The organism is Mesorhizobium sp. P2_A8 (assembly GCF_056404935.1).
In genome coordinates, this window is sequence record NZ_JBFUDB010000019.1 from 1 (window position 1) to 14,312 (window position 14,312).

Consider the following 14,312-nt stretch of genomic DNA (forward strand, 5'->3'; position numbering starts at 1 on the left):
ACACGCTGTCCACGATCTCCAACGAGATGAAGGACCTGGCCAGCCGGGCGCGCAGCCGCAAGCTGAAGCCGGAAGAGTATCAGGGCGGCACCACGGCGGTGTCTAACCTCGGCATGTTCGGCATCAAGGACTTTGCCGCCGTCATCAACCCGCCGCATGCGACGATCCTTGCCGTCGGCGCCGGCGAGGAGCGGGCGGTGGTCAAGAATGGCGAGATCAAGATAGCCACCGTGATGTCGGTGACGCTGTCGACCGACCATCGCGCCGTCGATGGGGCGCTGGGTGCCGAACTGCTCGTCGCCTTCAAGCGGCTGATCGAGAACCCGATGGGCATGCTGGTCTAGGAAGGGAGAAGGCGGTGCGGACTTTCTTCACCAGCCTTGTCGCTTTCATTCTTTCCGGTTTGGCAGGCGGGCTGGTGGTGCAATGGTTGGCCATCGCCACTGGCGCGGAGGAAGAATACATCCTCGTTTTCATGTTCGCCGCGCTGGTGACATGCATCGTCACCTTCATCTTCTTCGTGGCGCAGTTCACGACGGATCCGGTCGCGGCGGTGGCCATGACGGGTAAGTGGCTGCTGATTGTGTTTGTGGTGTTGCTTGCCCTGCTGGTCGCGCTGATCCTCTACGCCGACAGCAGTGCAGCGGTGGTGAAGAAGGACATTCCCATGGTTGCCGGCCTTGGCCTGCCGGGTCTGGTGACCATCATTCTTCATTGGCTGTTCGTGCGCTGGCGGGTGAGACGCCGTTTGATCAAGACACAGGTGGGTGTGGGTGGATGAAGACAGTTCTGTGCTACGGCGATTCGCTGACCTGGGGACACAACCCGGAGACTTTGTGTCGACATGATCATGAAGACCAGTGGCCAACCACACTGGCGAGAGGGCTCGGGCCGAGCTTCCACGTCATTGCCGAGGGACTGGGCGGTCGCACCACGGCCTATGACGACTTCTTGTCGGGCGCGGACCGAAACGGCGCGCGGATATTGCCGACAATCCTGAGCACGCATTCGCCGATCGATCTGATAGTCATCATGCTTGGCTCTAACGACATGAAACCGTCGATTCATGGCAGCGCCGTCATAGCGTCCTATGGCATGCGACGCCTCGTTGAAATCGTGCGGGGGCACGCCTATCCATTCGGCGGTGTCGCCCCCAGGATTATTCTGGTCGCGCCCCCGCATATCGTGGAAACCCGCAAGGCGGACTACGCCGAAATGTTGGGAACGGGTGCAATCGAGTCGCCCAAGCTCGCCGGCTTTTATCAAGCCGCCGCCAACGAGATGGGCTGCGGCTTTTTTGATGCCGCGAGCGTCGCCAGATGTACACCGCTCGATGGCGTCCACCTCGATGCCGAAAACACGCGAAACATCGGCAAGGCGCTGACGCCCGTCGTGCGCGTCACGCTCGAATTGTGATCAGGGAGAAAAATCGTGGCTGAGAACTACGACGTCATCATCATCGGCTCTGGCCCCGGCGGCTATGTCACGGCGGTGCGTTCCGCCCAACTTGGCTTCAAGACGGCGATCGTCGAGCGCGAGCATCTCGGCGGCATCTGCCTCAACTGGGGCTGCATCCCGACCAAGGCGCTGCTGCGCTCCGCCGAGATCATGCATTATTCGGATCATCTGAAGGACTACGGGCTGAAGCTCGACGGCAAGGTCAGCGTTGACACGTCAGCCGTGGTCGACCGCTCGCGAAAGGTGTCGCTGCGGCTCAATGGCGGCGTTGCCTTCCTGATGAAGAAAAACAAGGTCGATGTGATCTGGGGCGAAGCCAAGCTCTCCAAACCCGGTGAGATCGTGGTTTCCAAGACGGCCAAGAAGCCGATGGAGCCGCAGCCGCCAGTGCCGAAAGGGGTCAAGGGCGAGGGCACCTACACTGCCAAGCACATCATCCTGGCGACTGGCGCCCGGCCGCGCGCGGTGCCCGGCATCGAGCCGGACGGCAAGCTGATCTGGACCTATTTCGAGGCGATGGTGCCGAAGGAGATGCCGAAATCGCTGCTGGTGATGGGTTCAGGCGCCATCGGCATCGAATTCGCCTCCTTCTACCGCACCATGGGTGCGGACGTGACGGTGGTCGAGTTGCTGCCGGCGGTGATGCCGGTCGAGGACGCCGAAGTCTCGAAATTCGCGCAGAAGCAGTTCGAGAAGCAAGGCATGAAGATCATCCTCGAGGCCAAGGTGACCAAGGTCGAGAAAGGCGCCAACTCGGTCACCGCGCATGTCGAGATGAAGGACGGCAAGGTCGAGAAGATCACCGCCGACCGCATGATCTCGGCCGTCGGCGTGCAGGGCAACATCGAGGGCCTCGGCCTCGAGACGCTCGGCGTGAAGACCGAACGCGGCTGCGTCGTCGTCGACGGCTACGGCAAGACCAATGTGCCCGGCATCTATGCCATCGGCGATGTCGCCGGCCCGCCGATGCTCGCCCACAAGGCCGAGCATGAGGGCGTGGTCTGCGTCGAGAAGATTGCCAATGTCCCGGGCGTGCATGCCACCGACAAGCTCAAGATCCCCGGCTGCACCTATTGCAATCCGCAGGTCGCCTCGGTCGGCCTGACCGAAGCCAGGGCCAAGGCCGAGGGCAAGGACATCCGCGTCGGGCGCTTCCAGTTCGCCGCCAACGGCAAGGCCATCGCACTTGGCGAGGATCAGGGCTTCATCAAGACCATCTTCGACAAGAAAACCGGTCAGCTGCTCGGCGCGCATATGGTCGGTGCCGAGGTGACCGAGCTGATCCAGGGTTTTGTCGTGGCTATGAACCTCGAAACCACCGAGGAAGAACTGATGCACACGATCTTCCCGCATCCGACGCTGTCGGAGATGATGAAGGAAAGCGTGCTCGACGCCTATGGCCGCGCGCTCAACGCATGATAGATTGGCCGCACGAGACTCAAACGCGCAAGCTGCGGGAACTCGGCGGCAAGGGTGTTCGTTTCCGGATGCATTTTCGCGCGTGCAAGGAGAGGGCATATGGACGTGAATGGCGTGGGCTGGATCGCAGCCATCATCATCGGCGGCCTGGCGGGTTGGTTTGCCGAGATGGTCATGAAGACCAACACCGGGATCTTCATGAATATAATCCTGGGGATCGTGGGGGCAGTGGTCCTCAACGCCATTCTGCGGGCGCTCAATTTCGGCCCGTTTGGCGTCGGCTGGACTGCCTATCTGATCACCGGCTTTATCGGCGCCTGCCTGCTGATCTGGGCAGGGCGCCTGGTGCGCCGCTAGTCGATATCGATCCCGCTATGCGAAAACGGTTGCAGCGGCATGCGCCGCCGCAGCCTTTTTCTTTGAGCTGAAAAGTCCTAGATGACGTTGAGATGACGATCGCCGACGGGTGGTCGCGAAAACAAGCCAGGGTTCAGATGGTCACCGTCCTCGACACGATCGCCAACGCACCGCGCTTGCGGCACCCGGAAAAGGCGCACAAGCCCGATCAGGACGTGCTGCGCAAGCCCGACTGGATCCGCGTCAAGGCGCCGGTCTCCAAGGGCTATGCCGAGACCCGCGAAATCGTGAAATCGCACAAGCTGGTGACGGTCTGCGAAGAGGCCGGGTGCCCCAACATCGGCGAGTGCTGGGAGAAGAAGCACGCCACCTTCATGATCATGGGCGAGATATGCACGCGCGCCTGCGCGTTCTGCAATGTCGCCACCGGCATTCCGACCGCACTCGATCCCGATGAGCCGGCCCGCGTCGCGCACGCGGTCAAGCAGATGGGCCTGACCCATGTCGTCATCACCTCGGTCGACCGCGACGATCTCGCCGATGGCGGTGCGCAGCATTTTGCCGAGGTCATCCGCGCCATCAGGGCGGCGACGCCGTTGACGACGGTCGAAATCCTGACGCCGGATTTCCTGCGCAAGGAAGGCGCGCTGGAGATCGTCGTGGCGGCCAAGCCCGACGTCTTCAACCACAATCTGGAAACCGTGCCGTCGAACTATCTGACGGTTCGGCCGGGCGCCCGCTATTTCCACTCGATCAGGCTGTTGCAGCGGGTCAAGGAGCTCGACCCTTCTATCTTCACCAAGTCCGGCATCATGGTGGGTCTCGGCGAAGAGCGAAATGAAATCTTGCAATTGATGGATGATCTGCGGTCGGCCAATGTCGACTTCATGACCATCGGCCAGTATCTGCAGCCGTCGAAGAAGCACCATCCGGTGATCCGCTTCGTCACGCCGGAGGAGTTCAAGTCCTTCGAGACGATCGGCCGGACCAAGGGGTTTCTGCTGGTGGCGTCGAGCCCGCTGACGCGCTCGTCGCATCACGCCGGCGACGATTTCGCCCGGCTGCGCGCGGCACGGGAAGCGCTTCTCAAGAAAACGCTCTGATGCATGTCGCCCAAAAGTGACCTCGGTTTTGGGAGAACGACATGCATAAAAACAAAGAATCTAAAGCGTGTCGCATGAACCTGTTTCGACGCGACGCGCTTTAGAGCCGGTTTCATGCCGAAATTCGAAGCCACTCGCCGCGTTGCCCACACGCCCCAACAGATGTTCGCTCTGGTTGCCGACATCGAGGCCTATCCGCAATTCCTGCCGCTTTGCGAAGCGTTGGCGGTTCGCTCGCGCAAGGAGCGCGACGGACGCACTGTTCTCCTCGCCGACATGAGCATCGGCTACAAGGCGATCCGCGAAACCTTCACCACGCAGGTGCTGCTGAAACCCGACGAGAACACCATCGACGTGAAGTACATCGATGGCCCGTTCAAATATCTGAGCAATGTCTGGCGCTTCGAAGCCGACGGCGGCGGCTGCGCCGTCCGCTTTTTCATCGACTATGAGTTCAAGAGCCGCATTCTGGGCGCGGTGATGGGAACCATGTTCGATCGCGCCTTCCGCATGTTCGCCGAGGCTTTCGAGAAGCGTGCCGACGTCATCTATGGTGCGGCGCCGTCAGGCTGACGCTGACCGAGTGCGCGCAAACCCAGTTCCAGCGCATGCCCGACCGTTTCACGGCGGATGAAATCGCGACCCTCGTCGGCAAACAGCCTGTGTTCGGCGGTCACGGTCTCGCCGTCAATGCCGACGCCGAACCAGACCAGGCCGACAGGCTTTTCCGTTGAGCTGCCGCCGGGACCGGCGATGCCGGTGACCGCCAGGGTCAGCCCGGCGCGCGAACGGGCAAGCGCACCTTTTGCCATCTCGATCGCCGTCTCGCGGGAAACCGCGCCATGCGTATCAAGCGTGGCGGCGGACACACCGAGCATGTCCATCTTGGCCTCGTTTGAGTAGGTGACGAAACCGCGATCGACGACGGCGGAGGAGCCGGCGATGTCGGTCAGGGCGGCGATGACCATGCCGCCGGTGCAGCTTTCGGCCGTCGCCAGCATGATGCCGCGCTCCTGGCAGGCTTGCAGCAGCGCATTTGCCAGATCGTTGTTGGTCATTCCGGCACCTCGCCTGGAAACACCACGCTGGCGGTGGCGATCGCCGCTATGCCTTCCTGGCGACCGACAAAGCCGAGCTTTTCGTTGGTTGTCGCCTTGATCGAGATGCGGTCCGGGGAAATTGCCAGCATCTGCGAAAGGGCTGCCGTCATCGCCTCACGATGCGGGCCGACGCGCGGCGCCTCGCAGATCAGCGTGATATCGGTATTGGCGATGCGGCCACCGCGCTCGCGTACCAGCTTTGCCGCATGTTCTACGAAGATACGCGACGCGGCCCCTTTCCACTGCGGATCGGACGGCGGGAAATGCGTGCCGATGTCGCCGGCGCCACAGGTCGCCAGCAGCGCATCGGTCAAGGCGTGCAGGCCGACATCGGCGTCGGAATGGCCGGACAGTTTCTTGTCGTGCGGAATGGCGACCCCGCACAGGGTGACATGATCGCCGGGTTCGAAGGCATGGACGTCGTAGCCGTTGCCAGTTCTGATGTCGGGAAAGCGTGCACGTTCGCCGGTAAGCCTCTGGTCCGCCATCGCAATATCCCGTGCCCAAGTAAGTTTGACATTGTCCGGCGAGCCCGGAACGATTTTTACCGGAATATGCGCCCATTCAGCGATCGCGGCGTCGTCGGTGAAGTCCATTTTTCCCAGGTGATGGGCTTTCTCGTGTGCGGCAAGGATCGGCCAGAACGGAAAGCCCTGTGGCGTCTGGGCTGCATGAAGTCCATTGCGGGAAACGGTTTCTCCGACCACGCCAGCGGCCGACTCGCGCTTCAGCGTGTCGGCGACGGGCAGGGCGGGCAACGCTCCTTCGCGCTCGCCGATGGCCGCGATGGTGCGGTCGATCAAATCCGCGTCGACGAACGGACGGACCGCATCATGGATCAGAACCCGTCCCGGTGCGTGGCCTCTCAGTGCAAGCAATCCGAGCCGCACCGAAGCCTGCCTGGTCGCCCCGCCCATGATGGCGATGACCCGTTCGGCGTTGGCGCCTGCCGCCTGCCGGAACAGTTCGTGGTCGTCCGCATGGATGGCGACAACAACCGCGCTGGTCCGTGGGTGGGCCAGAAAAATCTCCAGCGTGTGGGCGATGACAGCGTGGCCGCCTATGCTTTGATACTGCTTGGGCCCATTGGCCTGCCCGGCGCGCGCGCCACGGCCGGCGGCGACGATAACCACCGCGACCTTGTCATCCGCACTCGAGTTTTCACTTGCGTCGGTCATGCCGATTGGCTTAGCGCACGATCCCGAAAAGTGTAATCGGTTTTGGAAAAGATCGTGCGCCAAATATGAACGTCCAAGGCGTCCTTCGCGCGTACTGAGGGACGCTCGGCGCTTCGGTCGCGGCCAAGCCGATGGCCCGGCATTTTCCCAATTGCGCCTTAATGTGGCGTCATTCCGCGTTGCACTTTGCGGCAGTTCTGGCTAGAGAATGTGCAGCGAATGAACATGCTTGGTTTTTGTGCATGCCTGATTTGACCAAATTGGCCGCGCCGCTCGACGTCGGCGGCGTGCAAATCCGCAATCGCGTGTTTCTCGCGCCGATGTCGGGGATTACCGACGAGCCGTTCCGGCAGCGTGCCCACGCGCATGGCGCGGGCCTTGTCGTGTCCGAAATGGTGGCCAGCGGCGAGCTTGCCAAGGGCAGGGCCGGTTGCGACCTGCGCATCCGTCATTCCGGCCTGCCCGTTCACATGGTCCAGCTTGCCGGTCGCGAGGCGGCGCACATGGCGGAAGGCGCGCGAATCGCCGCCGGCGAGGGCGCCGACATCATCGACATCAACATGGGCTGCCCGGCCAAGAAGGTTACCGGTGGCTATGCCGGCTCGGCGCTGATGCTGGATCTCGACCATGCGCTGACTCTGATCGACGCCGTGGTCGGCGCGGTCGACGTGCCGGTCACGGTCAAGATGCGGCTCGGCTGGGACGAAGGCGCGCTCAACGCCCCGATGCTGGCGCGCCGCGCCGAGCAGGCGGGCGTCAAGATGGTGACCGTGCACGGTCGCACGCGCTGCCAGTTCTATCACGGCAAGGCCGACTGGCGCGCCATCGCCCGGGTCAAGGATGCCGTGTCCATCCCGGTCGTCGCCAATGGCGATGTTTCTTCGCCAACGGAAGCAGCTGCCATTCTCGATCAATCCGGCGCCGATGCCGTGATGGTCGGCCGCGCGCACTATGGCGCGCCGTGGATCGCCGGCAGCATTGCGACGGCTGCGACAGGCAAGGCGGCGTCAAACGTTCCGCAGGACCCGGCGGCACTGGTTGACTATGTCGTGGCCCACTATGAGGACATGCTGGCGCTCTATGGCGTCGAAAGCGGCCTGCGCCAGGCGCGCAAGCATCTTGGCTGGTATCTCGACCGTCATGCCGGCGCCGTCGCTGGCGACAGCCGAAAGGCCATGCTGACCGCATTCGAGCCGGCGCGCGTCATTGCCTTGCTGCGCGATGTGTTTTCGCGCGATCCGCAACCATTGAACCTGCGGAGCGCCGCATGAACGCCGTCGCTGGCCAGGGTGCTGAAACGGCGAATGCCGCGCAGATCGTGCTCAACACGATCCGCCGCCCGGTGATCATGATCAGCGAGCAAGGGTTCATCACCTTCGCCAACGCCGATGCCGAGGATTTTTTTCGCTCGAGCGCGACAATGCTGGCGCGCAACACGCTGTCCAAGCTGATCCCCTTCGGGAGCCCGCTGCTGACGCTCGTCGATCAGGTGCGCGAGCGTCGCGCTCCGGTCAACGAGTATCGGGTCGACGTGTCGTCGCCGCGCCTCGGCATCGAGAAGGTCGTCGATCTATATGTCGCGCCGGTGTCGGAATTTCCGGGCTCTGTCGTGGTGATGTTCCAGGAGCGGTCGATGGCCGACAAGATCGACCGGCAGATGACGCACCGCGGCGCCGCGCGCTCGGTGACCGGTCTGGCGGCGATGCTTGCCCATGAGATCAAGAACCCGCTCTCCGGTATCCGGGGTGCTGCCCAGCTGCTCGAACTGTCGGCCTCCGACGAGGACCGCGCACTGACGCGGCTGATCACCGACGAGACCGACCGCATCGTGTCGCTGGTCGACCGCATGGAGGTGTTTTCCGACGAGCGGCCGATCGATCGCTACCCCGTCAACATCCATGTGGTTCTCGACCATGTAAAGGCGATTGCCAAGAACGGTTTTGCCAAGAGAATCAAAATTATGGAGGATTATGATCCTTCATTGCCTCCGGTGTTTGCCAACCGTGACCAACTCATCCAGGTGTTCCTCAACCTGGTCAAGAACGCCGCCGAGGCGATCGGCAGCGATCCGCAGGGTGAGATCGTGCTGTCGACGGCCTTCCGACCGGGAATCCGCGTTTCCGTTCCGGGGACGCAGGATCGCGTATCGCTGCCGCTGGAATTCTGCGTGCGCGACAATGGCTCCGGCGTCTCGGAAGACATCTTGCCGATCCTGTTCGATCCTTTCATCACCACCAAGCCGAACGGCTCGGGACTGGGTCTGGCGCTGGTCGCCAAGATCGTCGGCGAGCATGGCGGCATCATCGAATGCGAATCGACGCCGCGCGGGACCACCTTCCGCATCCTGATGCCGGCCTGGAAAGAAGCGCCATACGGCGCCGATGAAGACGGTGAAGGAGAGCGCAAATGACCGTTCGCGGCAATATTCTCGTCGCCGACGACGATGCGGCGATCCGCACCGTCCTCAACCAGGCGCTTTCGCGCGTCGGCCACGAGGTGCGCGTCACCTCCAACGCTTCGACTCTGTGGCGCTGGGTGGCTGCGGGTGAGGGCGATCTGGTCATCACCGATGTAGTGATGCCGGACGAGAACGCCTTCGACATGCTGCCGCGTATCAAGAAGGCGCGCCCGGAACTGCCCGTCATCGTCATGAGCGCCCAGAACACGTTCATGACGGCGATCCGCGCATCCGAGACCGGCGCCTATGAATATCTGCCGAAGCCATTCGACCTGACCGAACTACTCAACATCGTCAACCGGGCGCTTTCCGAACCGCGGCGGCCGAAGATCGATGCGCGGCCGGAAGAACAACCTGACGCGATGCCGCTGGTCGGTCGCTCGGCGGCCATGCAGGACATCTACCGCATGCTGGCGCGCATGATGCAGACCGACCTGACGGTGATGATCTCAGGTGAATCCGGCACCGGCAAGGAACTGGTGGCGCGCGCGCTGCATGAATATGGCCGCCGCCGTGGCGGCCCGTTCGTAGCCATCAACATGGCGGCGATCCCACGCGATCTGATCGAATCGGAACTGTTCGGCCACGAAAAGGGCGCCTTCACCGGCGCGCAGAACCGCTCCACCGGTCGCTTCGAGCAGGCCGAGGGCGGCACGCTGTTCCTCGACGAGATCGGCGACATGCCGATGGAGGCGCAGACGCGCCTGCTGCGCGTCCTGCAGCAGGGCGAGTACACGACGGTTGGCGGACGCACGCCGATCAAGACCGACGTGCGCATCGTCGCCGCCACCAACAAGGATCTGCGCACGCTGATCAACCAAGGGCTTTTCCGCGAGGATCTTTTCTATCGCCTCAACGTCGTGCCGCTCAGGCTGCCGGCGCTGCGCGAGCGCTCCGAGGACGTGCCCGACCTCGTCCGGCACTTCTTCAAGCTCGGCGAGATGGAAGGTCTGCAGACCAAGCGCATCTCCTCGGGCGGCATCGAATTGATGAAGCGCTACCCGTGGCCGGGCAACGTGCGTGAACTGGAAAACCTCGTTCGCAGGCTCGCCGCGCTCTATTCTCAGGACGAGATCTCGGCCGAGATCATCGAGGCCGAGCTCAAGACAGGCGAGCGCCCGGTGGTGCCGGGCGGTGGCAATCTCATTCCCGACGACCTGTCGATAGGTCAGGCGGTCGAGCATTTCCTACAGCGCTATTTCACATCGTTTGCCGGGGAATTGCCGCCAGCGGGGCTGTACCAGCGCATTCTGTCCGAGGTCGAATATCCGTTGGTCCTGGCCTCGATGACGGCAACCCGCGGCAACCAGATCAAGGCCGCGGAATTGCTGGGCCTGAACCGCAACACACTGCGCAAGAAGATTCGCGAACTCGGCGTCAACGTCTACAAATCATCACGACAGGGCTGAGCCCGATCTGAGCCTGAAACGCTTTTCGGGGGACGGGCTCGCGAAAGATTTCCGTCTCGGTCACACTTGTTGCATAATCGCCACAATGCGTTGCATACATCCGACGCAATCATGGCTCTAGACGGCGACATGGCTCCGCAGGCACCGACACTCAACCAACCGCTTTTCAGCGAACCCGGCGCACGCGACGGGCGCCGGCTGCTGGCGCTGCCCGGTGTGGTCGCGGTTGTCGGCGCGCTGGTGACGGCGGCGATCTCGTTCACCATCCTCGTCGGCGCGACGCCGATCACGCCAAACGAGTCGACAACGCTGGCGCTGATTGCCCTCAACGCCGCTTTCGTCCTGTTCCTCATCGCGCTGGTCGGACGCGAAGTGCACCGCATCCTGATGGCCCGCCGGCACGGCAAGGCGGCCTCGCGGCTGCATGTGCGCATCGTCGCCATGTTTGCCCTGGTTGCGGCAATTCCCGCCATCATGGTGGCGATCATCGCGTCGATCACGCTCGACATCGGCCTCGACCGCTGGTTCGAGATCCGCACCAAGACGATCGTCAATTCGTCGCTGTCGATCGCCGATGCCTATGTCCAGGAAAACGCCCGCAACCTCCAGGGCACGACGCTGTCGATGGCCTATGATCTCGACGCGTCAAGGACGCTCTATGGCCTTGATCGGACTGGCTTTCTCGACCTGATGAACAAGGAAGCCGTGGGCCGGTCGCTGGCCCATGCGGCGCTGATCAAGCCGGACGGCTCTTTTGTCATGAGCGCCAAGACCGACACGGATTTCGCCATGCCCGAGCCGCCGGAAGGCGCCGTGGCCAGCGCTGTCGACGGCAAGCCGGTGCTGATCGAACCGAAGACGCGCAACATCATGGGTGCCATCGTCAAGCTGCGCGAGATCGAAGGCCTTTATCTCTACACCATTCGCCTGGTCGATCCCGAAGTGATCAAGGCGCGGCAGATCGTCAGATCCAACACCGACGAATATCGCGGCCTGGAAGACAACAGGCGCACCTCGCAGGTGGCCTTCGCGTTGCCCTATCTATCGCTGACGCTGATCATCATCCTGTCCGCGATATGGACTGGCATCGCCGTCGCCGACCGCCTGGTGCGGCCGATCCGGCAGCTGATCGGTGCCGCCGACGAGGTGGCGACCGGCAATCTCGACGTCGCGGTTCCCGTCCGGCCCTCGGACGGCGACGTTGCTTCGCTCGGCGACACCTTCAACAAGATGCTGCTCGAACTGAAATCACAGCGCAACGAGATCCTGTCCGCCAAGGATTTGATCGACGAACGGCGCCGCTTCTCGGAAGCCGTGCTTGCCGGCGTCACCGCCGGTGTTATCGGCGTTGATCCCTACGGTATCGTCACCATCGTCAACCGCTCGGCCGAGGCGATGCTGGCCATATCCGCCAACGCGGCACTTGGACAGAACCTCTCCGCCGTGCTGCCGCATGTCGGCCGCGTCTTCGAGATCGGCCGCAAGTCCGGCAAACCCGTCTATCGCGAGCAGGTTACTTTCTATCGCGCCGGTGCCGAGCGGACCTTCAACGTGCAGATCACCATCGAGGCCGGCGACGACGGCTCGGAGGAAAAATCCTATGTCGTGACGGTCGACGACATCACCGATCTGGTTCAGGCGCAGCGCTCCTCCGCCTGGGCAGACGTGGCGCGGCGTATCGCGCACGAGATCAAGAACCCGCTGACGCCGATCCAGCTGTCCGCCGAGCGCATCAAGCGCCGCTACGGCAAGGTCATCACCGAGGACCGCGAAATTTTCGATCAGTGCACCGACACCATCATCCGGCAAGTGGAGGATATCGGCCGCATGGTCGACGAATTCTCGGCTTTCGCGCGCATGCCGAAGCCCGAGATGAAGGCCATTGACCTGCGCGAATCGCTGCGCGAGGCCTCGTTCCTGGTCGAAGTCAGCCGCGCCGACATCACCTTCGAGCGGATATTCGGCAACGACCCGCTCAAGGGTACGTTCGACAGCCGGCTGATGGCACAAGCTTTTGGCAATGTGATCAAGAATGCCGCCGAAGCGATTGACGGGCTGGAACAGAAGGACGGTTCGCACGGCATAATCCGGATTCAAGCGGGGCGCCAGAATGGCGCGATTCGCATCGACGTCATCGACAATGGCAAAGGCCTGCCGCGCGAGAATCGCCAACGGCTGCTCGAGCCCTATATGACCACACGCGAGAAGGGCACCGGGCTCGGTCTCGCTATCGTCAAGAAGATAGTGGAGGACCATGGTGGCAGGCTGGAACTTCATGATGCCCCAGCGGATTTCCACGATGGGCGCGGCGCAATGATCAGCATCATCCTGCCGCCTGCCGCCGCCGCGTCCCCGCGCGGCGAAAGCAAGGCGGAAAACGAACGAGAAACTGAAAAGGTCGGTAATGGCGTCTGATATTCTCATCGTCGATGACGAGGAAGACATCCGTGAACTCGTCGCGGGCATCCTGAGCGACGAAGGTCACGAAACCCGTACGGCATTCGATGCCGATAGCGCGCTGGCGGCGATCGCCGACCGGGCGCCGCGGCTGATTTTCCTCGACATCTGGCTGCAGGGCTCGCGTCTGGACGGGCTGCAACTGCTTGACGAGATCAAGACGATGCACCCGACCTTGCCGGTGGTGATGATCTCGGGTCACGGCAACATCGAAACGGCGGTCTCCGCCATCCGTCGCGGCGCCTATGATTTCATCGAAAAGCCGTTCAAGGCCGACAGGCTGATCCTCATTGCCGAACGTGCGCTCGAGACCTCGAAATTGCGGCGCGAGGTTTCGGACCTCAAGCTGCGCAGCGGTGAAACCTTCGATCTGATCGGCATGTCGTCGGCGATGAGCCAGTTGCGCCAGACCATCGAGCGAGTCGCACCGACCAACAGCCGCGTCATGATCATCGGCCCTTCCGGGTCGGGCAAGGAACTGGCCGCGCGCGCGATCCACACGCTGTCGGCACGCAAGGGCGCGCCGTTCGTGACGCTGAGTGCCGCCAACATCACGCCCGAGCGCATGGAGATCGAGCTGTTCGGCACCGAATCGAACGGCGTCGAGCGCAAGGTCGGCGCGCTTGAGGAGGCCCATCGCGGCATCCTCTACATCGACGAAGTGGCCGACATGCCGCGCGAGACGCAGAACAAGATCCTGCGCGTGCTGGTCGAGCAGCAGTTCGAGCGGGTAGGGGGCACCAAGCGGGTCAAGGTCGACGTCCGCATCATTTCCTCGACCTCGCAGAATCTGGAGGCGATGATTGCCGATGGGCGGTTCCGTGAAGATCTCTATCATCGCCTGGCAGTGGTTCCGGTCACGGTGCCGGGACTGGCCGAGCGGCGCGAGGATATTCCCTACCTCGTCGACAATTTCATGAAGCAGATCGCCCGCCAGGCCGGTATCAAGCCGCGTCGCATCGGCGATGACGCGCTGGCCGTGCTGCAGGCGCACAACTGGCCGGGCAACGTCCGCCAACTGCGCAACAATGTCGAGCGTCTGATGATCCTGGCGCGCGGCGACGATGTCGATGCGCCGATCACCGCGGATCTGTTGCCCGCCGAGATCGGCGATGTGATGCCGCGCACGCCGAATCAATCCGACCAGCACATCATGGCGCTGCCGCTGCGCGAGGCGCGTGAACAGTTCGAGAAGGACTATCTGATCGCCCAGATCAACCGCTTTGGCGGCAACATCTCGAAGACCGCCGAGTTCATCGGCATGGAGCGCTCCGCTCTGCATCGCAAGCTGAAGTCGCTGGGCGTCTGACCGGCGCGGCGTTCGTTCAGCCGCGCTGGGCCAAGCATTTGCCGGTTACGGCAACGGCGGAATC

At 62.8% G+C, this 14,312-nt stretch carries 14 protein-coding genes; 12 read left to right on the forward strand and 2 right to left on the reverse strand.

Annotation, left to right across the window (positions count from 1 at the left end):
- The 7 genes from AC1D10_RS34915 to AC1D10_RS34945 all read left to right on the forward strand — a co-directional run.
- Positions 1-344: 2-oxo acid dehydrogenase subunit E2 (locus tag AC1D10_RS34915; RefSeq protein WP_477279781.1), on the forward strand; the 344-nt coding region annotated here is incomplete at its 5' end.
- Between the two features lie 14 nt (positions 345-358).
- Positions 359-781 carry a hypothetical protein gene (locus AC1D10_RS34920; RefSeq protein ID WP_477279782.1) on the forward strand — a complete coding sequence of 141 codons (423 nt, stop codon included), beginning with the start codon at positions 359-361 and terminating at the stop codon, positions 779-781.
- Positions 778-1,416: an SGNH/GDSL hydrolase family protein gene (locus AC1D10_RS34925; protein ID WP_477279784.1), complete on the forward strand. Its 639-nt coding sequence runs from the start codon at positions 778-780 to the stop codon at positions 1,414-1,416. Before AC1D10_RS34920 ends, AC1D10_RS34925 begins: the two co-directional genes overlap by 4 nt.
- Positions 1,417-1,431: 15 nt before the next feature.
- Complete coding sequence (lpdA, locus tag AC1D10_RS34930; protein WP_477279786.1) at positions 1,432-2,877, forward strand: dihydrolipoyl dehydrogenase; 1,446 nt, start codon at positions 1,432-1,434, stop codon at positions 2,875-2,877.
- Positions 2,878-2,976: 99 nt separating this feature from the next.
- Positions 2,977-3,234, forward strand: a complete 258-nt coding sequence (locus AC1D10_RS34935) for a GlsB/YeaQ/YmgE family stress response membrane protein (RefSeq protein ID WP_477279788.1) — start codon at positions 2,977-2,979, stop codon at positions 3,232-3,234.
- 137 nt (positions 3,235-3,371) lie between these two features.
- Complete coding sequence (gene lipA, locus AC1D10_RS34940; protein ID WP_477279833.1) at positions 3,372-4,337, forward strand: lipoyl synthase; 966 nt, start codon at positions 3,372-3,374, stop codon at positions 4,335-4,337.
- Positions 4,338-4,451: 114 nt separating this feature from the next.
- A complete protein-coding gene (locus AC1D10_RS34945; protein ID WP_477279790.1) occupies positions 4,452-4,910 on the forward strand; it encodes a type II toxin-antitoxin system RatA family toxin in 459 nt (152 codons plus the stop codon).
- On the opposite strand, the gene AC1D10_RS34950 is transcribed toward AC1D10_RS34945, so the two are convergent.
- A complete protein-coding gene (locus tag AC1D10_RS34950; protein ID WP_477279792.1) occupies positions 4,886-5,395 on the reverse strand; it encodes a CinA family protein in 510 nt (169 codons plus the stop codon). The two genes, AC1D10_RS34945 and AC1D10_RS34950, sit on opposite strands and share 25 nt — an antisense overlap.
- The gene (locus AC1D10_RS34955) at positions 5,392-6,615 is read right to left on the reverse strand and encodes a bifunctional 2-C-methyl-D-erythritol 4-phosphate cytidylyltransferase/2-C-methyl-D-erythritol 2,4-cyclodiphosphate synthase (protein ID WP_477279794.1); all 1,224 of its coding nucleotides are present in this window, start codon (positions 6,613-6,615) and stop codon (positions 5,392-5,394) included. The genes AC1D10_RS34950 and AC1D10_RS34955 overlap by 4 nt, the downstream gene beginning before the upstream one ends.
- 242 nt (positions 6,616-6,857) lie before the next feature.
- On the opposite strand from AC1D10_RS34955, the gene dusB reads away from it, so the two are divergent.
- The 5 genes from dusB to ntrX all read left to right on the forward strand — a co-directional run bounded on the left by dusB (position 6,858) and on the right by ntrX (position 14,248).
- A complete protein-coding gene (dusB, locus tag AC1D10_RS34960; protein ID WP_477279796.1) occupies positions 6,858-7,886 on the forward strand; it encodes a tRNA dihydrouridine synthase DusB in 1,029 nt (342 codons plus the stop codon).
- Positions 7,883-9,025, forward strand: a complete 1,143-nt coding sequence (locus AC1D10_RS34965; protein ID WP_477279798.1) for a two-component system sensor histidine kinase NtrB — start codon at positions 7,883-7,885, stop codon at positions 9,023-9,025. The genes dusB and AC1D10_RS34965 overlap by 4 nt, the downstream gene beginning before the upstream one ends.
- On the forward strand, positions 9,022-10,482 hold the full coding sequence (gene ntrC, locus AC1D10_RS34970) for a nitrogen regulation protein NR(I) (RefSeq protein ID WP_379097859.1): 1,461 nt from the start codon (positions 9,022-9,024) through the stop codon (positions 10,480-10,482). The genes AC1D10_RS34965 and ntrC overlap by 4 nt, the downstream gene beginning before the upstream one ends.
- Before the next feature lie 129 nt (positions 10,483-10,611).
- On the forward strand, positions 10,612-12,897 hold the full coding sequence (locus AC1D10_RS34975; RefSeq protein WP_477279800.1) for a sensor histidine kinase NtrY-like: 2,286 nt from the start codon (positions 10,612-10,614) through the stop codon (positions 12,895-12,897).
- A complete protein-coding gene (gene ntrX, locus AC1D10_RS34980; RefSeq protein WP_477279802.1) occupies positions 12,887-14,248 on the forward strand; it encodes a nitrogen assimilation response regulator NtrX in 1,362 nt (453 codons plus the stop codon). Before AC1D10_RS34975 ends, ntrX begins: the two co-directional genes overlap by 11 nt.
- Positions 14,249-14,312: the final 64 nt, after the last annotated feature.